The following is a 24076-nucleotide window of genomic DNA, read 5'->3' on the forward strand; positions in this document are numbered from 1 at the left end:
CTGCCTGTAGCTGGCAAATGGTAATTGTAATGAGGCTAATGTTTGGTTTTTTTTATAATTTTAATGATCAATCCCGCCTTTTATGAAATCATTGTTTTTTGCCTTCCTAGTCATTTCTGCAATCATCTTAAATGCATGTCAGCAAAATAAGTCGACCGTAAATACAGATCAACTTGATCAGGAAGATACGCTAACCATTGCGGCAGACGATGTATTGATCTCAGATGTTTTAACAAAAGAAGAGCAATCAAAGCTCCAGCCTGTCGATGTTCTAAAACGCCTGGAACAAGGTAATCTGGATTTTACAAAGGATAATCTAACCATCCGTAATACCACAGAAAGAGTAAGGAAGGCTTCGCTGGGGCAATATCCGAAAGCAGTTATACTTTCATGCTTAGATTCCAGAGTACCAGTAGAAGATGTTTTTCATAGTGGAATAGGAAACCTTTTTGTTGCAAGGGTAGCTGGTAACATCATCAATGATGATATTTTGGGAAGTATGGAATATGCCTGCAAGGTTTCTGGAGCTAAGCTTGTAATGGTATTGGGCCACGAATATTGTGGCGCAATCAAATCTGCTATAGATGGCGTAAAATTGGGTAATATCACAACATTGCTCAAAAAAATTAATCCCGCGGTGATCAGTGCTAAAGCTAACTTTAAAAGCGAAGCGGTTTCTTCCAATCCATTATTTGTGGAGGCTGTTTGCGATGAAAACGTAAAGCTATCCATCCAGGAAATTCGAAATAGAAGTACGATTTTGAGAGAAATGGAATCAAAAGGAGAAATACTCCTTGTTGGAGGAGTTTACGACATGAAATCAGGGAAAGTCGAAATATTTCAAGCCAGTAAGTAATCAATCAATTTTGATGATCCCCAATATGAAAAAACAACGCATAAATCAATGTTTGAAAATTATAAACTGCGTACGGTTTTTGGCTTTTTCGCTAATTGACTTGATTCTTCCGACAAAGTTGTCCAAATTCGCCATTGGATTTCAAACCCTCAAACCGTAATGCGCCCTAACACAGATAGACTGATGGCATTTATCCCATCCAGAATTGCAATTTTCACTTTTTTATTGGTGTTCCTTGGTCACGGTGCATCAGCACAGAATGCGCCAGTTAAGGTTGTTCCGCCTGAGCTTAGTGAACTATCTGGACTGTTTATCTCCAAAGGCAATCTGATTTTTGCACATAATGACAGTGGCGACACTTCGCGGTTCTTTGCCATCGATGCTAAAGGCAAGTTGATCTCCACATTATATTTCAAAGGAGATCCCTCCATAAAGCGGTTAGGTGTAACTGATTGCGAAGATATAGCTGGCGGCCCTGGCCCTGTAAAGGATAAGAGCTACATCTACCTGGGCGATATCGGCGATAATGGTGGCAAACGTCCTTATGTTACGGTATATCGATTTGCAGAGCCGAGCAAGCTCTCTGGTAACATGCAGATCCAAAATGATGCTGTCCACCTCAAATATCCAAATGGTCCGCAAGATGCCGAAACTTTAATGATCGACCCTATTTCGAAAGAATTGATCATCGTTTCGAAGCGGCAGGATACTGTTGGAATATATTCAGCTCCGCTTTTTTTCAAAAACAAGGATACCATAACAATGAAAAAGCAGGGAAGCCTTTATTTACCTGGCAGGGGCTTGTTAAAGTATGTCGTTTCTGGTGACATATCCCGTGACGGGCGGCAGATTCTATTGAAAACCTACACAGGTGTTTATTATTGGCAGCGAAATGGTAAAGAATCAATTTCCGAAGCTTTACGTCGCAAGCCCACAAATCTGCCCTATACCTTAGAGTCACAGGGAGAGGCTATTGGCTTCACTCCAGACGGAAAAGCCTACTACTGCATCAGCGAAGGGAAAAATGCTGTGATCTATCGTTATAATATTCCCAAACTTCCATAGCGGATTATAAACCTGCTTCTCGGTAGACTCCTCAAGGCATGTCGAAACAAAAATAAATTAGGGTTTCAATTCTGAACAAGTTGGAGCAATATTGCTTAGGATATAAAATACCCTTTAAGCAAAAAAGCCCATCTTTCGATGCGCTTTTAGCAGTAAAGTGAACCTGCGGAAGTTTGAACTTTTATGATGACTGTTAAGCTGTAGTTATAACGAAATTAGCCAAAATTAGCTGCTATGGTTTCCAAATATTCTTCTATAGGTACAGAATTGCGTAAGTTAACGAGATAGTTACCCGATGCGCCTATTATGGTGCGAAATTTTTTGCTTTCACCAGAAGCCAGCCCATAAATAGCATTAACGATAACCATTGGATCATCCTTATGTTCATCCCCGGCGTTGGCAAACAGGTTTTTTAATTTACGGGTCATTTCATCATAGGCCGTGATTTCAGGATCCGTGTTCCAAGTTACATTATCTACAAAATTATTATCCTTAGAGCCACCTTGTTCTATTAATCGCAGTTCAATATTCAACGGTTTCAGTTCGTAATAAAGTCCTTCGATGAGGCCCTCTAGCGCAAATTTAGACATGTTATATAGTGAGCCTAACGGCGCAGCGGTTGTTACGCCCATAAATGAACTTATATTGATAAACATGCCGCCACCAACTTCACGCAAATGCGGCAAAAATGCACGAATTATATTTATCGGACCACGGGTGTTCACGGCAAACTGCCAGTCAATATCATTTTCTTTTGCCAGTTCTAAGGCGCCATAAGTTCCCATGCCAGCATTATTCACTATTACATCTATTTTCCCAAAAGCACTTATTGCCTGTTTAGTCGCATTTTTTACTTGTTCAATATCGGTTACATCCAACTTAAAGATTTTAATATTGCTATAAGTTGTTAACTCGGTTTCCTTTTCAGGGCTCCGCATGGTAGCGGCTACATTCCAGCCTTGTTGGGCAAAGTATTTGGCGGTTAGTTTTCCAAGTCCGCTGCTTGTTCCAGTTATAAAAATTGTTTTTGCCATTGTATTAATAATTTGTTATCAAAGTTATTTAGAAAATGATATAACTTTGTAACCAGTATCACAGAGTATACCAATGAAAGACACAGAAAATATTTTAAGCAACCCCAGAGATCAAGCCGAAGAAGTACGGGCTTTGCAGGATACCATATATGTAATCGGAGGGAAATGGCGCCTACCTATCATCAACTCAATCTGCAACGGCAATAAACGTTTCAGAGAAATAGAGCGGAGTATCCCTGGCATTACCACGCGTATGCTATCCCGCGAGCTTAAGGAAATGGAACTGAACAAAATTATCAAACGGACTGTGTATCCAGATTCGCCCGTTTTAGTAGCGTATGAGTCAACTGAGTATTGCACCACCTTCGGCAATATTATCCTTGAAATGATAAAATGGGGAATTGAGCACCGGAAAATGATAATAGATAAGGATTGATGATAAAAGCCTACTGCATTTCGTTTCTCCCCTTTGTGTTCAATTTAGATAATAGCTTAAACCATCTTATTATTCCCTTGGCTACAAAACTTTACAATGAATTTTAATTCTAGTCAATGCTTTTATTTTTGCCATAACTTTGTTTAAAGATCATAAAACCGGCTAAAAAAGCTACAGGAGGGATTAAATAATAAAAGTTATAAATAATGAGTAAAAATGACAGATTAAAGAAAAGAAAAAACCAAATTAAATATCTCTTCATTACACTGCCTGTGTAATACATTAGTGCCCGTAAAAATAGGATCATCGATAGCCCAACGATTATAAGTTGTATACTGTAAACAGCATTGAAATTAATAATTAACCATGCGATTTCTGGAAGTAAAATAAATAGATAATTAGTTGAAGGTCCAAGCCATTTTAGCCATAGTGGAAATGGGAGGTTATGAATAAAATAAAGATACCTCTCATTGAAGGTATGTTCATTAAAAATGATGATGATATGAGAGGATACGATCAATAACACAACCATCAGTAACGGCCTTTTTATATCTGTTTCATTTTCAAATAAGTTTATAACCACTACACTAATTACAATAGAGATAACTTTAGTAAGAACGAAAGCTATTTTACCTCTGTCCAACAAGTTTAAGAAATAGAGCGTATGAATGCCTTTTTTAAAGGGTAAATTGAAAATATATCCTATACGTGAATTGCGCTCTTCTTTAAACTTGTTAAGCTTTCTGAAACTTAAACAAGCAAGCATTTGATTGATGAATAATACAAATAGATTTAAAGCTATGGGAATAACATAAAATTGATAGGAAAACCCAATTATTATAGAGAAAAGGCTATATAACCACAATGGAATCATTATCTTGAAGTGTACGACGAACCAAGCGATGAATTGCGTCCTTTTTGAAGCTGCGTTCACACTATAGAAAATGAATTCATTGGCTGGAAGCTGAATCTGTTTGATGAAGTATTGCCAGACTTTAAAGGCATAGATTAAAGTAGCGATTATAAACATACCAACCATTAAAGGGTTGCTTACAACTGCGATGGTTATGGCAAGGTTCCATTTGGTTACCTCTTTAAGTTCTACATCTCCAAGTGTATTGATATAGAAGCAATAGATCAGTATCGTAGAAAAAACAAACAATATCGTTGCACCATTTTGTCTGTAGAAACCATTTGAAAAGATTTTTATCATTAAAAGATATTTATGATATTGTTATTTTGCCATCCACCAAATTCATTATACTGTAGCCGTCTAAATCTAGTCCTTCCAAATTCTGGTGCGAGGATATAATAAAACTTGTGCCTTTATTCGTATTATAATCTATTATCAATTTACTTAGTTTGAGTATGGATGATCGGTCCAAGGTTATCATTGGCTCGTCAAGGCATATCAGTTTCGGACGACCCAGAAATGAAAGGAGTAGGGATAGCTTCTTTAACATCCCACTTGAATAGGAGGCTATAGGATCGCTAATAAAGGCATTCAATTCCATTGAATCTATTAATTCTTTTGTTTGTCCATCTGGAGCATCCTTTGCATGCTCAAAAATTTTAATCATTTCCAGGCCAGTAAGAAAGTCGGGGAATAAAGGTTCTGCATCCCCAAAATTTACCAACTGTCTATAGGATATACCATTTTTTCGGAGATTAATTCCGTTCAGGAATATATCTCCCTGGAAGTTGATGAATCCAGTGACACATTTTAACAGCGTGCTTTTCCCTGCACCATTAATGCCATTAAGAAAATAAATTCCCTGATCCATCGAGAGGTTATCAATACTTAGAATGTTTCTTCCATTGTATGATTTGGAAAACCTTGTGAATTGCAACATTACAAAATTATTGAGAAGATTATATTTTCATTTTATACCAATGTCGCATCTCAAACTGATCTGCTTAACGCTTCTTTTATCTTCCAATAACTGCAGATAAGTCATTTTCTCTACGTTTTGAACGTTCTATTCAAGTGGGCTACATGAATTCCTTAAACTAAGTTGCTTCTTATAATTTATACGATATTAAATGAGGTTCGAAAAAGTATAGCTTCAGCTTTAACCGACATAAGTTTGTTTTTATGTATGACGGATTTGGAGAATAGATGTTACAGCGACATTATTTAAGCAAATTTCATATGGATCTTAAATCAAGTAAGTTTGAATTTGGCGCTTAACTAAAACTTGGTTTTTTATTTTTTGAGGACTGTTGGTTTAGCATACGCACAACGTTTAGAGGCTTTGTAATGGTGGAGCTATCGAAGTACAAAGGCTTGTATTATTACCATAGTTCAATTACGGTTTGCTGGCCTGATTGGATAAGAAGAAAGCTTAAAGTCCTTTTATCCCAAACTTTTTGGGACATCATTTTTGTGTTTTTAATAAAGTTTTTCCCCTTAAATACTAAATGCAATGCGGAGAATAGCTGTCTTTATGTCCGCATTTTTTGCGGAGAATAATCTTGAAAATGCGGAAGATAACGACAAAATGGAAACCTTCAGGGCAGTAGAACTGTAATGAGTAGAGATGCTGATGAACCAAATCCAGATAATAACAGTCGCTCTGCGGGCGTAAGTGGCAGAAGTAGTGCCAACAGGTTAATAGCGGTCATTACCACAGCGAGGATTAAAAAGCGGCGGCGTGCGAAGGCATGCCATAGCCCGGTGAAATGCAGACCGACGATTAATCCTACTGTAGGAAGGAGTAGGTGCCCTAAATCCCGTGCAGTGAGCCAGGTTTGCGAAAACATGATGGCGATGACCTCTGCGATCACGGCGGCCATGTAGTAATTCCAACGTGGCTTTTGCCGTGGCGGTGTAGCCTGGCGCCTAACAATCCAGATGCCCGTGGCGGCAAATATAAAAATGCCTAGAATCTGGAGAATTGTGGCGGCTGATCCAGTCACAGCATCAACACCAACCCACCACCAAAGCAGGCCAAAGACAAGGCCGATTAGTGCACCTATTTTCATATTTCAGTCTCGCTAACGGACTCAAACCTACATATCTTCATCATCCCCACTAAAGAAGCATCGATCTGAACAAATATATACATCGAATCCAATTCTGTTTTTTCATGATTTCAGGTTTAATCTTTCGTTTATTTTGATCGATAATATCAGTGTAAATACTTTCCTAAATTATCCTATGCAACTTTTAGCTAAAATATGCAATTAAAAATACCGTACTTAAATATGCCCGAATTATTGCAAACAAGATATGGATTATTGTTTCAAATGTCTTGCCTTTCCATAATAGCGAAGCGTATCCAAAAAACTGGATAAATAACCTGAGCACCCAAAATATACCTAATCCTAAAGATATCTCTTCTTTCTTAAATTTGTCTGGCTTAACTGAGGTGCCGAAGTTAGGCATAATACACCCATGAGTAGGATAGTCAGGGCAATGAAGAATGTATGTGCACAAACCAATTTATTTGACCCCTTTGCACCAATTTTTAATTATTTGTAAGTGCCTTGAAAATAGTGTGTCATAGTATATTCCAGTTGTCTACCAGTGGTGCAATTTGTAAGGTATTATGCACAAAGAAAAATATTAAAACTGCAGATATTGAATATATATTACCGCATACCACGAATTTTTTGGATCGAAAAGTACATTCATATCGTGCGATTAGTGTTTTAGCCAAACACGGGATTCAAATCGACGAAAAAGAAGCTGCTATGATTCTAAACTTGATGTACATTGTTGCAACACTTACAGTGGCTTAAGTAAGTCTCCAAAACCATATATCCTTAAAGAAAAATTGAACGCGAAAATAACGCTTTAAAGTTGTTTTAAAGCGTGTTTTTAGTCTGGAAGATAAATAAGGCTAAAGAATTTTCATTAAAAATCGAACTGTTCTTGTTGAGGTGCTAATGTTTTGACTAACAGATTTTTATGGTATAAAAAAAGGAAACAACAAATATATGCTGTTTCCTTATTGTAGCGGGGAGCAGGATCGAACTGCCGACCTCAGGGTTATGAATCCTGCGCTCTAACCATCTGAGCTACCCCGCCGGGTAATATCTACTTATAAATGTAAATATTGGTATGGTTATTTTTTCGAGTTGCAAATATAGAATAAATTACCTTTCTGAAGAAAAATAAAATAAAATTTATGTAACCTTTTGTAAATCTAATGATTATGGGAATGACTAGGACGGTTTTTTCAGTTTACCTGAAAATTATAACGTTATATATGCTGTTGCCTAATACAATTCAACTATAATTTAAATGCCGTTGCGTTATCCGATCAGGCATGAGGCTGCAAATTTTCTTACTATCCAAAACTAAACACTTTGCGTTATCTAATCTTTAGGTTCCCAAAGTTCAATTTTGTTGCCTTCCATGTCTAGGATATGTACAAATTTTCCGTAATCATAAGTTTCCATCTTATCAACAATGGTTACACCATCTCTTTTTAATTCAACAACCAGCGCTTCCAAGTCAGCCACTCGGTAGTTAATCATAAAATCTTTTGCAGAGGGTTCGAAATATTTTGTTGTTTCGGCAAACGGAGTCCATTGTGTAGAACCTTTTTTAGTTGGGTCTGTTGTTGATGCACCCCATTCAAAAGTCGCACCGTAATCGTTTGTGTTTAGCCCAAGATGATTTTTGTACCATTCTCTAATTTTCTTAGGGTCTTTGCATTTAAAGAAAATGCCACCAATACCAGTTACTTTTTCCTTTATTACTTGTTTTTTGTTTAGGATAGAGTTGGATGCGAAACCAAATCCAAATGATATCGCCAATGCTAAAACTATTAATATCTTTTTGATCATCTGCTGGGTGTTTTATTTTATTAATCTAAGATAAATAAGTTTTTACGGCTTTTCATTTACAGTCCAGGTTGCTTGTTCAGCAAATTCGTTTTTTGCTATAAAGCCTTCTTTGTCATTTTTTGAGGAAGATAGCTGCTCCATTATACACTAAGCAGTCGAATAATTTTCAATAAACAAGTGTTAAACCTACTTGTATCGCAAAAATAGCAGATGAAAATTATATTGTTGCAGATGTAGAATAAATTACCTTTCTTTAGAAAAATAATATTAAAAATAGTCCGGATTTATTCTGGTTTGTACTAATATGGCTGATAAGAAAAAATTTACATTAGAGTACGAAGTTAGATCGTCACCAAGAATATTATATAGCTTTATAAGTGAGCCAAACGGCTTATCACAATGGTTTGCCGATGATGTAAATTTTCGCGACCAGGTTTACACCTTTACATGGGATGATGAGCAGCAAAAGGCAAAACTTGTTTCTATAAAAGAAAATAAACTGGTTAAGTTTAAATGGCTGGATGATGAACCGCAATGCTATTTCGAGATGGAAATTGTGCAGGACGAACTAACCAATGATGTTGCCTTAGCCATAACCGATTTCGCAACCGATGATTTGCTGGCAGAAAAGAAATTAATTTGGGATAATCAGATCGATTATCTGATCAGCGTTTTAGGTGCATAATATTTATTCTGCTTTGTTTACCTTTGTAGGGTGAAAAAGATCCATATTCTAATAATTAAAACATTCATCAGGCCCTTTATTACTACTTTTTTTGTAGTGATGTTTATCCTCTTAATGTTTTTCCTTTTTAAATATGTTGATGATCTTATTGGGAAGGGCTTTGAATGGTACACCATCCTGGAGCTTATGTATTATCAATCGATGGTACAAATATCGATGGCATTGCCCCTTTCCGTACTGCTTTCTTCCATCATGACCTTTGGTACCCTTGGTGAAAACTACGAACTGGTTGCTATAAAATCGGCTGGTATTTCGCTGCAAAAAGCCATGCGTCCGCTTATCGTACTAATTCTAATGTTAACGGTAAGCTCATTCGTTTTCTCCAATTATATTCTGCCGAAGGCGAACCTTAAGTTTTATTCGCTGATGTTTGATGTTAGGAACAAAAAACTGGCATTTTTAATTAAACCAGGTGTTTTTAACAATAGTATTCCCGATTATTCTATCCGTGTTGATAGTAAAGATGAAGATGGGAAAATGTATGGAATTATGATTTATGATCATAAAGGTACCAACGGTATTCCTAAGGTTATTCTTGCTAAAGAAGGCGAGATGAAGAAATCGAAAGATGGAGTTTACTTAGTGTTTAACCTTAAAAACGGAGTAACTTACGAAGAGCAATCTAATAGCAATGGGGTTTACAATCCGAGGCAGATCTTATCCAGAACCAGATTTAAAGAAACCGAGCCTAAGTTCGATATGAAATCTTTCGATTTGCAGAAGACAGATCAAAATGCCTTTGGTAATAGTACGGTAATGCTTAATTTAAAAGGAATTGTTAAGAAACGCGATTCGCTGACTAAGCAAATGGATACCCTTAACCGTAATACCGCCAGAACACTTGGTAATAATTTTAAACAGAATAATCTTGCAGCAGGCTACACCAAGTTAAAAGTTGTTCCTAAAAAGATCGATAATGTTATGCTCAAAAGCATTCCAAATGGTTCAAGATTGGCTAGTATTCAAAATGCCTCAAATACAGTTTCAGTAATCACACAGAGTTTATCTAACGGTGCACCGCGACAGGAAGATTTGAACGGTGAAATTATTTTTACCAGCGTAGAATATCAACGCAAGTTTACTTTAGCCGCATCGTGTATTTTGTTGTTTTTCATCGGGGCGCCACTTGGTGCGATTATTAGAAAAGGGGGGATGGGTTTGCCTGTTGTAATTGCCATCTGTTTCTTCCTAATCTACCATATTGTTACCACTGTGGCCGAAAAATCAGCCAGAGAAGGTTCAATTAATCCAGTTTTTGGTATGTGGATTGCTTTTATCCTGTTAACGCCACTTGCTGTATTTCTTACCTATAAAGCCACAGTAGATTCGGCCTTGTTTGATGTAAATTATTACAAGCAGTTTTTTATCAAACTTTTCAAAATTAAGCAAAGATCTTAAGGTATATTTCCTTTACTTCTAAATGATATATTCTTAATTATATTCTTTAATAAGGTTGTACATTTGTATATAATTAATGGCGAATAATATAGGCTTAGCATATTGTTTTGAAAGCTTTTAGCCGTTAAATAATATTGTACTTTACATAAAATGCAAACAAAATTAAATACCATACAAGAGGCTATTGAGGATATCAAAGCCGGTAAAGTTATTATCGTTGTTGATGATGAAGACAGAGAGAATGAAGGCGATTTTTTAACTGCTGCAGAAAATGCTACACCCGAAGTAATCAATTTCATGGCAACTTACGGTCGTGGTTTAATCTGTGCCCCTTTAACTGAAGAACGTTGTGATGAACTAAACCTGGATTTAATGGTTGGTAAAAATACAGCCGCTTACGAAACTAATTTCACAGTTTCTGTCGATTTAGTTGGGCATGGTTGTACAACGGGCATTTCAGCAAGCGATCGTTCTAAAACAATGCTTGCCTTGGTTAATCCAAATACAAATCCCGATGAATTAGGCAGACCTGGACATATTTTTCCTTTAAGAGCAAAAGATGGTGGCGTAATTAGAAGAGCAGGCCATACAGAGGCTGCGGTTGATTTAGCCAGACTGGCAGGAATGAAACCAGCAGGACTTTTAGTCGAAATCTTAAAAGAAGATGGCGAAATGGCTCGCTTACCTGATTTGTTTAAAATAGCAGAACAGCACCAGCTTAAAATTATTTCTATCGAAGATTTAATTGCTTATCGTTTGGGCATTGATAGCCTGGTAAAACAGGAAGTTACCATTGACTTGCCAACTGCATGGGGCGATTTTAAAATGACGGCTTATACCCAGCTTGATAATAATGCAACACACCTGGCTATTTCTAAAGGTGAGTGGAAGGAAGGAGAGCCTATTCTTGCTCGTGTTCACAGCTCTTGTGTAACAGGTGATATTTTTGGCTCTTGCCGCTGCGATTGCGGACCTCAACTACATAAAGCCCTTGAAATGATTGAAAAGGAAGGCAAAGGTGTTGTAGTTTACATGAATCAGGAAGGTCGTGGTATTGGACTAATCAACAAACTACGTTCTTATAATTTACAAGATGCAGGTTTTGATACCGTTGAAGCGAATATTAAATTAGGCTTTAAGGGCGATGAACGCGATTACGGTGTTGGGGCTCAGATTTTAAGATCGCAAGGGGTAACCAAAATGCGCTTAATGAGTAATAACCCTACAAAACGTGCAGGCTTAGTTGGCTATGGTTTAGAAATTGTAGAAAACATTCCAATCGAAATTGAAAGTAACGTACATAATGAACGTTATTTAAAAACCAAGAGAGATAAAATGGGTCACTCCATTATGAAAGGTTAAAAATATCATCTGTTACCAGTAATCGGCTTTATAATCGATTACTGGTAACAGAAAATTATCTTCTCTGATTATTTTTACTCTGATTAATAATGGCTTCTTTATTAATCGATTTATTCGTTTTAACAGGTTGTTCTGCCTGTTTCTTTCTCAGGTTTCTCCGATAAGCACCTGTAAGTTTCTGAAGAAATTCTTTAAACGTGTCAAACTGTTGCGTGTACACCAATCCAATTGAGGTTACATTGGCTGTTGCACTTATGCCGCTATTTAGGAAAATACTTTGTTGTGTTGGTGGTTTATTGGCCAGTTTACCCGTTAAACTTCCATCTTTTTTAATCAGGAATAAAGCTTCAACCTCACTACCAACATTTCGGTCTGCAAAATCAATAACGGTGAAGTCATTTAAGCTGTTTCTGTCAACAATCCCTGCATTAACAATTAGGCGGTCGTTAAAGAACTTAAACGAAGCATTTGCCTCACTCAGCGATTTTACATTTAAATCGACAAAGTTTAAGTTTAAGGATGATAGGACATTATTAAACTGATTAAACACCAATTCGGTTGCCGTACTCGATACGCTCGAGCTCAACTGTTTCCCGATAGATTCACCACCATTTCCAGGAGCAAAACTTCTTCTGATAATTAAACTAAAGGCCTGTAAATTCAGGTTATTCTGATCGCTGAAATAAGTTTGCAATTCCTCCTTAATTGCAGGCTGGGCAGGGAAATTAATATCCAGTTTAATATCTGGTTGTAATAATAAGCCAGTTAAACCCATTTCAACCTCGGTATTTACCCTTTGGTTTGCATTACTACTTGCATCTCTGTTCGCAGCTTTATACAACTCGTTTAAGTTCGCTCTCAGCGCATAAACCGCTTTTAAGTTTATTTGCGCTGCGGTCGGGTTACCAGTCCACCGGATGGTTCCGCCTTGCCTGATTTCGAACTTCTTATTAATAACCTCTTGAGCGGTGAAGTCGAAACTTCCCGTTTCGATAATATAATCGCCCGACATTTCGAAATCGCCTAAACTGTTAATGTTCAGATTTAATTCTGCATTACCTTTTCCACTTAGGTTGCCCAGGGTGGTAAAAATATTTGCTGTCGTATTTGGATCTATTGTTAATTTAAAGGTTAATGTTAAACCGTCGAAAGTGGTAGCTTTTTTAACAACCTTAGCTGAGTCTAAACTAATAAAGTTAATGAAATCGTTATCAGAAACCGTTTCAGAGCTATTTAAAGGTAAATTGAATACCGTTCCTTTTTCTGTTTTGGCCTTAATATCAATCTTCATCTTACTTGTCGGGCCCTTAAAGCTAAATTTACCCGTGCCATAAGCTTTACCAAAATAAACCGAGTTATCCTTGTTGGTGGTATTCAAGGCCATTAAGCTTTCTGCGTTAACGGTAACGTCTAAAGTAGGATCATCAATATTGTTTAAATCTACCGAGCCATTAGCTGTAGCTTCGTGTCCTTCAAGGTCATTTAACTTAAAGTCATCCAGACTAATTACACTATTTTCTACATTTACCTCATCGGTGATTACATAAGTGGTTTTGAGGTAATTAACCATTACTTGTGCCTTATCTAGCGAAAGTGTACCGTTTATTTTTGGGTTATCGAATTTGCCTTTTACAGTTAAGTCTGATGATACATTTCCCTTTAAATTGGAAACAAGTTGCTTCACAAATGGCTCAAAAATGGTCAGTTTACTCTCATCCATTTTAACATTTAAATCGATCTCTTTTTCTTTAAGATCTAAATTACCAGTTAATTTAAATGTTTCGGAGTCATCGGCCATAATGCGTGTATAAACATTAATCCGATTTTTTTCACTATTAAAAGATGAAGTATCAGTAAGCGTACCAATGTATATATCATTAAAATTTAACGAATCGATTTTTACATCATCAATTACCCTGGGCACTTTTAAAATCCCATATAAGTCGGTTTTTCCGTTAACATTTCCTGCCAGCTTAACACCCGAGCCTTTTGTAAAGGGGTTAATTGTTTTTAAATTGAAATCTTTAAATCCAACCTGAAGCAAATCCTTTGGATCTTCAGAAATTAATCCATTAACGGTAATTTGCTGATTGCCATTTTCCAGATCGAAGTTCTTGATTTCGGTTTTGCCATTATTTAAAATGATACGTACCTTCTCCTCAATCCGCCATTCTTCGTTGTTAATTTTTAGTATGGATGGTAAAACACTCAATCTTGCCGTAGTGTCCTGGTTTTTGGTAAATTCAACCAAACCATTTAAATCGAGCTGATTGGCTTCATCAGAATTAGACATTTTTAAGTTGAAGGCCAAACTATCATTTCGTAGGATGTTGGATATATTAACATCCTTAATAAATAAGCTATCGTTAAGCTGTACCCGATCGGAAGTTATGTTTAACTGAAGTTGTTGCGGAGTAGTGTTTTCATCGACAATGATATTATTTACCACAACACCCTGATATTTTAGGTTTTTAATAAAGCCATTTAATGTAGCCGTATTATTTCTCGAATCGAAATTCCCGATGAAATTTGCCCCTTCATTAATCTCCAAGCCTGGTGAAATTAACTGGGCAAGCGGCTCGAATTTTTTAATTTTTAAATTGAATTCAAAAATTTGTTCATTGTATTTTATAATCTTCGTTTGGAAAGAAGGAATGTAAGTTTTAGCAATTGCTTTATAGTAAGAACCAATAGAATTTAAGTCGTACTTCCCGTTAATACTGGCATCCAGAATATCTGATTTGATGGTCAAATTTCGGGCAACGCCTGTTCCGTTTGCGCTAAGCTCTACCGAATCTATACTATAAGTGCCTTTAGGGGTTCTTAAGGTAATTTCTTGTATCCGCAACCTGCCCTCGATGTTATTCAGGTTTGTTCCCGAAAAATTAGTGTTAAACTTCGCATCAACCATTAACGAATCTTTTAAAAGATTTAAGGCTTTTAATCGGGCACCAGTAATCGTTGCATTAAAATTAAATACAGGTAATTTAGGATTTAGGTTTACTCCACCATCAAAAATCAGTTTAATGTTTTTATCGTTTATACTTAATTTGCCATCAAAATATTTTTTATCGAAAGTTCCATCGACCTTAACATTTCTGTAACGGTAATTGTTAAAATCTATGTATTCCACATCGCCGCTCAGTTTTTCTGAAAGGTGTTTAAGTTCTGTGCCGCGGCCTTTAACATTTAATGATGATGTTATACGGCCTAAACTTTTTTCATCCAATAAATTACCAAGATTAAAATCGAAAGTTTTTACACTGCCAGTATAGGAAGGCACATCGTTTTTATCAATTTTCATGTTCACATCAGAAACGATTCTGCCCAGCTTGGTTTTGAATTCACCATAGGCAATAAAATCGTTTTGAAAACCAGTAAAACTTCCGTTGAAGTTAATATTGCCGAATTTATCGACAATGGATGGAATTAATTTTTTCTTACTTCCTGTTATTCCACCTAAAACTTCATCCAAATCTCTTTTGTTGGTTCCAGCCATTTCGATTTTTAAATCCATAAAGGTTTCTTTCCATTTCGGAAGTCCTTTTAATATGAAATCGCCTTTTATATAGGTTGCTTTACCAGATTTTATGGAGAGTTTTTTAGCTCTCAGGTTATTAACCAAACCAGTTATTTGACCATCTACATCAATATCCAGCTTCATCTCATTCATTTCTGGCGCAAAAAATGCAACATCTCTCGATGTAATGTGGCTATCCTTGAAAATCGCTTTCATCCTAACATTATCAATGTAGTGGTTAAAATCTTTAAAAGATTTAAACTTCATTTGAAAATAATTCGTCAGCCTACTTTGATTGGTTAGCAGTAATAGGTTTTTAAGCTCGATCGCGTTCGAATCTACAGTTGTTTCAGCAGTAAGATTTTTTAAGTAAAAACCACTTCTCTCCCTGAGCGTTAGGTTTTTGATGTTGGTTTTAAGTAAGTGGTCTTTAAAATCAAAGCCTTCAAAAATTCCGCTTAATTCTCTTACGTCAACATTTTCGAAATTTACACTTTTGCCTTGTAAAGAATCTTTTGCTTTGTAATTTCTGTATCTGAAATTTAGCTTGTTGATAATGATTCTTCCAAAATCCAATTTGTAAGGCTTTTTAGTTGGATCTTTTACAGTAGGCTTACCAGAATCGAAATAATTTATAATGAAATCGAGATTAGAAGAATTATCTTTGAGATCTTTTAAGAAAAAGGTTCCATTATTAAGTTGTATGGTATTAATATCAATTATCTTTTTGTCGATAGAAAATTGGTTAATATCAACCATTAGCGTCGGAGCGTTTAACAATGTATCTTTTTGAAGATCCATTACCAGTAACTCTTCAAGCACGATGGATTTGAAAGGCTTAATATAAAGACTCTTAATTGAAACCGTAGTATGAAGCTCCTTTGATAAATAAGCAGCGGCTTTTTTTGCAAAAAAAGTTTGTACAGACTTAAATTGCAGTGAAAAAACAAGTAGCGCAAGCAGCAAAAGTATTGATGCAATTACCCAAAGGAGTATTTTAAATAGTTTTTTAATAATTTTGCAGCTTAAATAAAAATAATTTGTCTGTTATACTTGCTATCGAGTCTTCTTGCGATGATACATCTGTCGCTATTTGTAACAACGGCAAAATTACGGCCAATGTTATTGCAAACCAAACAATTCATGAAAATTATGGTGGTGTAATCCCTGAATTAGCTTCAAGGGTACATCAGCAAAATATTGTTCCAGCTGTAGCGCAAGCTTTAAAAAATGCAGGTGTCACAAAACAGGACATAAATGCAGTCGCTTTTACACGCGGGCCAGGTTTATTGGGTTCACTTTTGGTTGGGGTTTCTTTTGCTAAATCTTTTGCACTAGCATTAAATATACCGTTAATTTCTGTCAATCATATGCATGCGCATATTTTAGCGCATTTCATTGATGAACCTAAACCTAACTTTCCTTTTCTCTGCTTAACCGTATCTGGAGGACATACACAGATCGTTTTGGTTAAGGATTATTTCGATATGGAAATTGTTGGCGAAACGTTAGATGATGCAGCAGGAGAGGCGTTTGATAAAACGGCTAAAATCCTTCAGTTACCTTATCCTGGCGGACCTTTAATTGATAAGCATGCCCAATTGGGTAATCCAAAAGCTTTTAAATTTGCAGAGCCACAAATTGCCGATCTAAATTTTAGTTTTAGTGGCTTTAAAACTTCTATTCTTTATTTTATTAGAAAACAGGAAAAGGAAAATCCAGATTTTATTGCCGAAAATTTAGCGGATATTTGTGCCTCCGTTCAGTTTAGCATTATTCAGATTTTGATGAATAAGTTAAAGAAAGCAGCAAAAATGTATAATATTAATGAAGTTGCAATTGCTGGCGGTGTTTCTGCGAATTCTGGATTAAGAAATACTTTGCAGCAAACCGCAGATGAATTGGGTTGGAAGGTTTACATTCCTGCTTTTCAATATTGTACAGATAATGCAGGAATGATTGCTATTGCAGGCTATCAAAAATATTTGAAGCAGGATTATGTAGGACAGGAAGTTTCGCCATTGGCGAGAATGGAATTTTAATTTGCTTAACGATCGAATTGGTTAAGCAGCTAATTGTTTATTAATAATATTAGATTTTTTATATATGACAGGTGCATCGTTAATATTTTGGATAGTTTGTGCAATTCCCTTAATCGGAATTTTATATTATCTCATCAGAAAAGATAAAAACAAATTGAAAGGGAGCTGGGGCGTAATTATTCTTGGCGCTTTGCTTATTGCAGCGATATTGGTAATTGTATATGTAACTAAAGATTTTAACGCCATTTTCAGTCAGGATACAAACTAAATCCAAATGGATTTTAAACAAGAATGGCCGTGATGATTATCACGGCCATTCTTGTTTAACTATAATAGAAACTATTTTTCTTCTAATTTATCGCCAGTTACTTCGGCTTTAATTTTAATTTCTAATTCTTCAGCTAATTCTGGGTTATCACTTAAAAGTTGTTTAACCGCATCTCTACCTTGTCCAAGTTTAGTATCTCCGTAAGAGTACCAAGAACCTGCTTTTTTGATAATACCAAAATCAACACCTAAATCTACAATCTCACCGTTTTTAGAAATCCCTTCACCAAACATTACATCAAACTCTGCAATACGGAAAGGTGGTGCAACTTTATTCTTAACGATTTTAACTTTAACACGGTTACCAGAAACTTCGTCAGAATCTTTAATTTGCGAAATACGACGAATGTCTAAACGAACTGAAGCATAAAACTTCAATGCATTACCACCAGTTGTAGTTTCTGGGTTACCGAACATTACACCAATTTTATCACGTAACTGGTTAATAAAGATACAGCAACAGCCAGTTTTAGAAATTGTACCTGTTAATTTACGTAACGCCTGACTCATTAAACGGGCATGTAAACCCATTTTGCTATCACCCATTTCGCCTTCAATTTCACTTTTAGGTACCAAAGCAGCAACAGAGTCAATTACAATTACATCAATTGCTCCAGAACGGATTAAGTTATCCGCAATCTCTAAAGCTTGCTCACCGTTATCAGGTTGAGAAATTAATAGGTTATCGGTATCAACACCTAATTTTTTAGCGTAAAACTGATCAAAAGCGTGTTCTGCATCTATAAATGCAGCAATACCACCTTTTTTCTGGGCTTCGGCGATAATATGTGTTGCTAAAGTTGTTTTACCAGAAGATTCAGGACCATAAATTTCGATTACACGACCTTTTGGAATCCCACCAATACCTAAAGCAATATCTAAACTAATTGAACCAGTAGAAATAAAATCAATCGGTTCAATAGCGGTATCGCCAAGTTTCATTATGGTGCCTTTACCATAAGATTTTTCTAATTTATCTAGAGTTAATTGTAGGGCTTTTAATTTATCAGGATTTGCGCTTGCCATTTTTTTGTTATTTGATTCCGTAAATATAATTGAATAGTCGGCTAATATGCTCGGATGTTAATAAGTTGTAATACTAAAATATTTAGCTAAGTTAAATGTTTTTTGGCTAATGTCAATAGTAAAGTAAAAATAATTTTTTACAGTGCAGTTATCGGTTTAGGGTTGCCTGTTATGCGCTTATAAATCAATACGCGAAACATTTAATTTTCAGCTTTCAGTTTTTTCAGGTTGTTTTTTTCAAAATACCTACACATATAGGTAATTTCGCAAATATCACATTTGGGGCTTCGGGCCACGCAAACATAGCGACCATGCAAGATTAACCAATGGTGGGCAATGTGTATATCGTGTTCAGGAAGGTTTTTAACCAGGTCTTTTTCAACCGCCAAGGGAGTTTTTCCATTGGTTAAACCTAAACGATTGGCAACCCTGAAAACATGTGTATCAACAGCCATTGCAGGCGCATTGTAAATTACCGATGCAATAACATTTGCTGTTTTACGACCAACACCAGGCATTTTCTGTAAGTCGTCAATCCCCGATGGCACAACATCGTTAAACTCATGGAGTAAAATATTAGCCATACCAACCAAATGTTTGGCTTTATTGTTTGGATAGCTTATGCTTCTTATGTAATCGAAAACAATATCAGGTGTTGCTTCAGCCAAAGCTTTTGCATTTGGAAAACGCTGAAAAAGGGCAGGTGTAACCATATTTACTCTTTTGTCGGTACATTGTGCCGAAAGGATTACTGATACCAAAAGCTGGTAAGGATTATTATAGTGTAACTCGGTTTCAGCATCGGGTTGCTTGGCCGAAAAATGTTCTACAAAAAGTTTATAGCGTTCTTTTTTAAGCATGGGCAAATATAAGTAGTTAGATTAAAACATAGTTTCTACTTTGAAATTACTTTAGAACTTGTGAAACTAAATCTGAAAACTATTTGACATGGAATGCATATAGCATGTTCAGTCATGTTATACTTATCCTCTGTCGCATCCGTAGCCAATGTAAAACTGGAGATACTTAAAGATAAGTCCGTATTTTATGGGTAAAACATGGACTTACTATGGACTTGATATGGATTTGCACTAAGGATATTATAGAGAAAGACTTTCTTACAATAAGCTTAGATTAGACGAAAGCTACTAGGAAGAACTCCAATTATTAATGAAAAGATGTTACGGGAATTTTCTCGCCAACTTCGACGGTTTGATTGCTTTTGATTAACCAAAATGCAAAGAAAGCCCCGATCAATGCCATAGCAGCACCAACATAGGCTGGTGAAGTATAATCAAAACCATAAACCAATGGCAGGCCGCCAAAAAATGCGCCCAAGGCATTGCCGATATTAAAACTCGCCTGACTTGCGGATGCGGCTAACATTTCTGATCCTTTGGCTGATTGAATCATTAACATTTGAATTGGTGCGGCCAGAGAGAATGAAACTGCGCCAGTAACAAAAGTCATTATTAAGGCTAAAATCTGGTTATCGGATACGAAGTGTACGATAATTAAGGTAATTACCATGGTCACCAGCAGCGTAGCCGAAGCTTTAGCTGGCGAATATTTGTCTGCCAGGATTCCGCCGAGGTAATTTCCAGCCATCATACCTAAACCCGCGAGCATTAATATGTAAGTTACTGCATTCGGTGAAAAGCCAGCAACTTCTGTCATTAGCGGAGCAATGTAACTGTACCAGGTAAATAAGCCGCCTGTACCAATCGATATCATGAAGATAATAATCCAGGCTTCGCGCTTCTTAAAAAAACTTAATTCGCTTTTCAAATCGCGATTTTTTGCAGCCTCTAAAGCTGGCAGCCATAATTTTAAACTTAATAATGTGATTAAACCAACAGCAACTACAACGGCAAACGAAATTCGCCAGGAGAAGTTATGACCAATAAATGTACCTAAAGGAACGCCTACGATATTAGCAATGGTTAAACCCATAAACATTAACGAAACCGCCTGAGCAGCTTTTCCTTTTGCTGCAATGCGACTGGCAACTACCGAACCAACGCCAAAAAAGGCGCCGTGGGGTAAGCCAGAAAGTAATCTTGCAATAAATAAGGTATCGAAGGTTGGCGCAAATGCAGAAAAGGCATTAAAGACGGTAAACATTACCATTAAGGCTATTAATATTTTCTTAGGTGGATATTTTCCAGCTATCATAATTAATAACGGTGCTCCAATTACAACGCCTAAAGCGTAAGCAGAAATTAAATGACCTGCTTTTGGGATGCTTATATGTAAATCTTTGGCAATATCTGGAAGTAGGCCCATCATAACAAATTCTGTTATGCCAATACCCAAACCGCCCAAGGTTAATGGAATTAAATTCTTATTCATGGAGATGCTTAGTGTTTAATTTACACTAAGCAAAGTTATGACTTTTCGCAGTATAAAATGTAAAATAAAAGCAATTAAAAGAACGATGATTTGGAGAAGCATGGATTTGGGTATGGCCAAGAATCAGGGCTTTCAAACTAGATTCCTCAAGAATAATAAAGCCGCCCTTTTGCTGATTGAATTAATCTAATCAGCAACAGGGCGGCTAAGTGTTTTTGTACAATTAAGATTTGTAGTGGTCTGCTACCTAGGCTTCGATCGTGAACGAGCTTAAATTTACAAACTCCTGAATTCTTGAGGCAACTTCTTGTTCTGTTAAGTTTAATAACTTTTCAGTTCCGAATTTTTCTACGCAGAACGAAGCTAAAGCCGAACCGTAAATAATTGCATTTTTCATATTGCTAAAGTTGATGGTTCCCACTTTAGCCAAATAACCAATAAAGCCACCTGCAAAAGTATCACCAGCACCTGTTGGATCGAAAACTTCGGCCAATGGTAAAGCAGGAGCAGAGAAAATCTTGTCTTCGTGGAATAACAAAGCGCCATGCTCACCTTTTTTAATGATTAAGTATTTAGGGCCCATTGCCAGGATTTTCTTAGCTGCTTTAACTAAAGAATACTCTCCAGATAATTGACGAGCTTCAGCATCATTGATGGTTAAAACATCAACCATTTTAATGGTTTCTAATAAATCGTCCATCATAATATCCATCCAAAAGTTCATAGTGTCCATAACTATTAATTTTGGGCGGTTTTTAAGGCGTTTAATAACCGTTTGCTGTACTTGTGGAGTAAGATTGCCTAACATTAGGTATTCACAATCCTGGTAGCTTTCTGGAATAATCGGGTCGAAGTTTTCCAATACATTTAATTCGGTAATTAAAGTATCACGGCTATTCATGTCGTTGTGGTATTTTCCCGACCAGAAAAATGATTTTTCGCCTGCCTTAATTTGTAATCCTTCGGTGTCAATTCCGTGTTCAGTAAAAGTATCGATATCCGATTTATGGAAATCATCGCCAACAACTGCAACAATTTTTGCTTTGTTGTAGAAGTAAGAAGCTGCTAAACTTGCGTAAGTTGCTGCTCCACCTACAATTTTATCTGTTTTTCCGAAGGGAGTTTCAATAGCATCAAAAGCTACAGTACCTATGATTATCAGGCTCATATATTTTATTTTGAATTTTTTTAAAATTTTTTCACTGCAAATATTGCATAAATAATTTAAAAGCCCTAATATTGCATTCCCAAAACGAACAAGGGCATATGTACTGCAAAGCACAAAAGACCTCGTTTTAGGAAACAACCAGCACTCCTTCTTAGCTCAGCTGGTTAGAGCATCTGACTGTTAATCAGAGGGTCGCTGGTTCGAGCCCAGCAGAGGGAGCAAAAATCCTCACAGCAATGTGGGGATTTTTTATGATAAAATTGCCAAATGATTTTGGTAAAAAATGATTACAACCAGGTTAAAAATTCCTTCTTAGCTCAGCTGGTTAGAGCATCTGACTGTTAATCAGAGGGTCGCTGGTTCGAGCCCAGCAGAGGGAGCAAAGATTTTCAAGCCTGAAAATCACATAAAAACCCCATTTCTAGCTAATAGGATGGGGTTTTTTATTTCCATAATAGGAAGTTTCCTACCTCCATTTTGTCTTTTCAATAGCCAAATCATGTTAAGTTTTACAGGAAAAACTGTCGAATTTAACGTATGACTTTTACAAATATTTAACAAAGAAAATCCCGCGATTTAGGACTTCCGGTATCCGTAAACGCAATTTTTTTCAAGTTAAAATGGCAACAGTTGATGCAAAAATCTACGTTCACCATTACAAAAATGATGGTACGTGCAATGTAAAGATCAGAATTTACCACAAAAACCAGCAGAGGTTCATCGAAACGACACACTTTCTCTGCGACAAACAGTTAAAAAGGCACCCCGAAAACAAGCGGGAGTTCTTAATCAAAGATCAGTTTGTTAAAACACTGGTCAATTCCGAATTGGATAGCTATAGATTGGCCATTAGCAACCTTGGACCAAAACTCCACCTTTTTAGTGCCGATGAACTCAAAAGATATCTGACCAAGACTGATGAAAGGATTGATTTTATAGCTTTCTGCACCGAGTTTATAGCTTATCTGGAAGAAGTTGGTAGAAGTAAGAGTGCCGCCAATTACCGAACGGTAAAGAACAGCCTCATAGATTTTTTTGGTAAAGAGAAGATATTCATCGAGGAAATCAACTACGATATGCTTGGTGACTGGGAGCATCACCTCAGATCAAAAAGGGTAATAACCAGATTGAACCAGTTCCACAAACCAATCTCAACTTTTCAGCATCCCTTAAAAGACGCCAGTGTGCATAATTATATGCGGGATTTAAGGGGACTTTTCAACTATGCTCGCAGAAAATACAATAGAAAAAGCTTGGGATTATTAAGGATTGAGCACTATCCTTTTGATGAGTATAAAATCGTTGGAGCACCGCTGACCCGTAAACGTAATACAGACATAGATACATTAAAGCTGATCCGGGATAGCAGCCCCTTACCAGAAAGTAGAGCCGAGTTGGCCAGAGACTTATTCATGCTGTCTTTCTATATGTGTGGCATTAATGCTGTAGATGTTTTTAAAGTAGATAAGTCCAATATTGTCGGAGGGAGATTGGAATACAACCGTTCAAAAACCAAAGACAAAAGAAAGGACAACGCTTTCATTAGTATAAAGATCATACCCCAGGCAAAGCCACTTATAAATAAATACGTAGGATCTCTTTGCCAACGATATAGCAATATTGGGAGTTTGAATAAAGCCTTAAGTGCAGGGATGAGAGAGTTATGTAATCAGTTAAATGTCAATGGGATTACTTATTATTGGGCCCGACATACTGTTGGTAATTTAGCACGCAATAAATGCAGAATGAGCAAGGACGATGTGGCGCTGGCATTGAACCATGTGGATCGGGAGAGAAGAATTACAGACATCTATGTTGACAAAGATTGGAGCATTATTGATGAACTACAGGAAAAGGTAATCCAACTTTTGATCGGAGAAAAAGAAGATTAACTAAAAATAATAAATAAAAATGATTGGATTAATTATTCCATGCGAAGTAAGCACAC

At 36.5% G+C, this 24076-nt stretch carries 19 protein-coding genes and 3 tRNA genes; 11 read left to right on the forward strand and 11 right to left on the reverse strand.

Annotated features, from left to right (window positions below):
- Positions 1 to 82 precede the first annotated feature (82 nt).
- Together ABD692_RS04970 and ABD692_RS04975 are read left to right on the forward strand one after the other, a co-directional pair.
- Positions 83 to 856 carry a carbonic anhydrase family protein gene (locus ABD692_RS04970; protein WP_344765481.1) on the forward strand — a complete coding sequence of 258 codons (774 nt, stop codon included), beginning with the start codon at positions 83 to 85 and terminating at the stop codon, positions 854 to 856.
- A gap of 183 nt (positions 857 to 1039) precedes the next feature.
- Positions 1040 to 1921: a hypothetical protein gene (locus ABD692_RS04975; RefSeq protein ID WP_344765483.1), complete on the forward strand. Its 882-nt coding sequence runs from the start codon at positions 1040 to 1042 to the stop codon at positions 1919 to 1921.
- A gap of 215 nt (positions 1922 to 2136) precedes the next feature.
- On the opposite strand, the gene ABD692_RS04980 is transcribed toward ABD692_RS04975, so the two are convergent.
- On the reverse strand, positions 2137 to 2955 hold the full coding sequence (locus ABD692_RS04980; RefSeq protein ID WP_316762395.1) for an SDR family oxidoreductase: 819 nt from the start codon (positions 2953 to 2955) through the stop codon (positions 2137 to 2139).
- A 73-nt stretch (positions 2956 to 3028) separates the two neighbouring features.
- On the opposite strand from ABD692_RS04980, the gene ABD692_RS04985 reads away from it, so the two are divergent.
- Positions 3029 to 3391 (forward strand): winged helix-turn-helix transcriptional regulator, encoded by a 363-nt coding sequence (locus ABD692_RS04985; RefSeq protein ID WP_344765486.1) that lies wholly within the window; start codon positions 3029 to 3031, stop codon positions 3389 to 3391.
- A 109-nt stretch (positions 3392 to 3500) separates the two neighbouring features.
- Here the strand turns inward: ABD692_RS04985 and ABD692_RS04990 are convergent, their stop codons facing one another.
- The 5 genes from ABD692_RS04990 to ABD692_RS05010 all read right to left on the reverse strand — a co-directional run bounded on the left by ABD692_RS04990 (position 3501) and on the right by ABD692_RS05010 (position 8188).
- Positions 3501 to 4604: a hypothetical protein gene (locus ABD692_RS04990; RefSeq protein ID WP_344765488.1), complete on the reverse strand. Its 1104-nt coding sequence runs from the start codon at positions 4602 to 4604 to the stop codon at positions 3501 to 3503.
- A 10-nt stretch (positions 4605 to 4614) separates the two neighbouring features.
- Positions 4615 to 5244 (reverse strand): ABC transporter ATP-binding protein, encoded by a 630-nt coding sequence (locus ABD692_RS04995; protein ID WP_344765490.1) that lies wholly within the window; start codon positions 5242 to 5244, stop codon positions 4615 to 4617.
- A 658-nt stretch (positions 5245 to 5902) separates the two neighbouring features.
- Positions 5903 to 6376, reverse strand: a complete 474-nt coding sequence (locus tag ABD692_RS05000; protein ID WP_344765492.1) for a hypothetical protein — start codon at positions 6374 to 6376, stop codon at positions 5903 to 5905.
- Positions 6377 to 7350: 974 nt separating this feature from the next.
- Positions 7351 to 7424, reverse strand: a tRNA-Met gene (locus ABD692_RS05005).
- A 290-nt stretch (positions 7425 to 7714) separates the two neighbouring features.
- Complete coding sequence (locus tag ABD692_RS05010) at positions 7715 to 8188, reverse strand: VOC family protein (RefSeq protein WP_344765494.1); 474 nt, start codon at positions 8186 to 8188, stop codon at positions 7715 to 7717.
- A gap of 304 nt (positions 8189 to 8492) precedes the next feature.
- Between ABD692_RS05010 and ABD692_RS05015 the strand changes: the two genes are divergently transcribed.
- From ABD692_RS05015 to ABD692_RS05025, 3 genes are all read left to right on the forward strand, one after another.
- Positions 8493 to 8873, forward strand: coding sequence for an START-like domain-containing protein (locus ABD692_RS05015; protein ID WP_316761967.1), 381 nt, complete (start codon positions 8493 to 8495; stop codon positions 8871 to 8873).
- Between the two features lie 30 nt (positions 8874 to 8903).
- Positions 8904 to 10331 carry an LptF/LptG family permease gene (locus ABD692_RS05020; protein WP_344765499.1) on the forward strand — a complete coding sequence of 476 codons (1428 nt, stop codon included), beginning with the start codon at positions 8904 to 8906 and terminating at the stop codon, positions 10329 to 10331.
- A 150-nt stretch (positions 10332 to 10481) separates the two neighbouring features.
- Positions 10482 to 11693, forward strand: a complete 1212-nt coding sequence (locus ABD692_RS05025) for a bifunctional 3,4-dihydroxy-2-butanone-4-phosphate synthase/GTP cyclohydrolase II (protein ID WP_316761961.1) — start codon at positions 10482 to 10484, stop codon at positions 11691 to 11693.
- Between the two features lie 55 nt (positions 11694 to 11748).
- On the opposite strand, the gene ABD692_RS05030 is transcribed toward ABD692_RS05025, so the two are convergent.
- Positions 11749 to 16035, reverse strand: coding sequence for a translocation/assembly module TamB domain-containing protein (locus ABD692_RS05030; protein WP_344765503.1), 4287 nt, complete (start codon positions 16033 to 16035; stop codon positions 11749 to 11751).
- A gap of 218 nt (positions 16036 to 16253) precedes the next feature.
- Here ABD692_RS05030 and tsaD point away from each other — a divergent pair, with 218 nt between their 5' ends.
- Both tsaD and ABD692_RS05040 read left to right on the forward strand, forming a co-directional pair.
- Positions 16254 to 17255 (forward strand): tRNA (adenosine(37)-N6)-threonylcarbamoyltransferase complex transferase subunit TsaD, encoded by a 1002-nt coding sequence (gene tsaD / locus ABD692_RS05035; protein ID WP_344765505.1) that lies wholly within the window; start codon positions 16254 to 16256, stop codon positions 17253 to 17255.
- A 64-nt stretch (positions 17256 to 17319) separates the two neighbouring features.
- Positions 17320 to 17523 (forward strand): hypothetical protein, encoded by a 204-nt coding sequence (locus ABD692_RS05040; protein WP_316761953.1) that lies wholly within the window; start codon positions 17320 to 17322, stop codon positions 17521 to 17523.
- A 71-nt stretch (positions 17524 to 17594) separates the two neighbouring features.
- On the opposite strand, the gene recA is transcribed toward ABD692_RS05040, so the two are convergent.
- The 4 genes from recA to ABD692_RS05060 form a co-directional block, all read right to left on the reverse strand.
- Positions 17595 to 18608, reverse strand: coding sequence for a recombinase RecA (recA, locus tag ABD692_RS05045; RefSeq protein WP_056094982.1), 1014 nt, complete (start codon positions 18606 to 18608; stop codon positions 17595 to 17597).
- A 200-nt stretch (positions 18609 to 18808) separates the two neighbouring features.
- Positions 18809 to 19468 carry an endonuclease III gene (nth, locus tag ABD692_RS05050; protein ID WP_344765513.1) on the reverse strand — a complete coding sequence of 220 codons (660 nt, stop codon included), beginning with the start codon at positions 19466 to 19468 and terminating at the stop codon, positions 18809 to 18811.
- A 307-nt stretch (positions 19469 to 19775) separates the two neighbouring features.
- Complete coding sequence (locus ABD692_RS05055) at positions 19776 to 20960, reverse strand: MFS transporter (RefSeq protein ID WP_344765514.1); 1185 nt, start codon at positions 20958 to 20960, stop codon at positions 19776 to 19778.
- 247 nt (positions 20961 to 21207) lie between these two features.
- On the reverse strand, positions 21208 to 22128 hold the full coding sequence (locus ABD692_RS05060; RefSeq protein ID WP_316761940.1) for a PfkB family carbohydrate kinase: 921 nt from the start codon (positions 22126 to 22128) through the stop codon (positions 21208 to 21210).
- Positions 22129 to 22273: 145 nt separating this feature from the next.
- Here ABD692_RS05060 and ABD692_RS05065 point away from each other — a divergent pair.
- The 3 genes from ABD692_RS05065 to ABD692_RS05075 all read left to right on the forward strand — a co-directional run bounded on the left by ABD692_RS05065 (position 22274) and on the right by ABD692_RS05075 (position 24020).
- Positions 22274 to 22347: transfer RNA gene (locus ABD692_RS05065), tRNA-Asn, on the forward strand.
- A gap of 87 nt (positions 22348 to 22434) precedes the next feature.
- Positions 22435 to 22508 (forward strand) — tRNA-Asn (locus tag ABD692_RS05070).
- Positions 22509 to 22748: 240 nt separating this feature from the next.
- Positions 22749 to 24020, forward strand: coding sequence for a site-specific integrase (locus tag ABD692_RS05075; protein ID WP_344765515.1), 1272 nt, complete (start codon positions 22749 to 22751; stop codon positions 24018 to 24020).
- The last annotated feature ends 56 nt before the right edge of the window (positions 24021 to 24076 follow it).

This window comes from Pedobacter ginsengiterrae, assembly GCF_039537385.1.
GTDB lineage: Bacteria > Bacteroidota > Bacteroidia > Sphingobacteriales > Sphingobacteriaceae > Pedobacter > Pedobacter ginsengiterrae.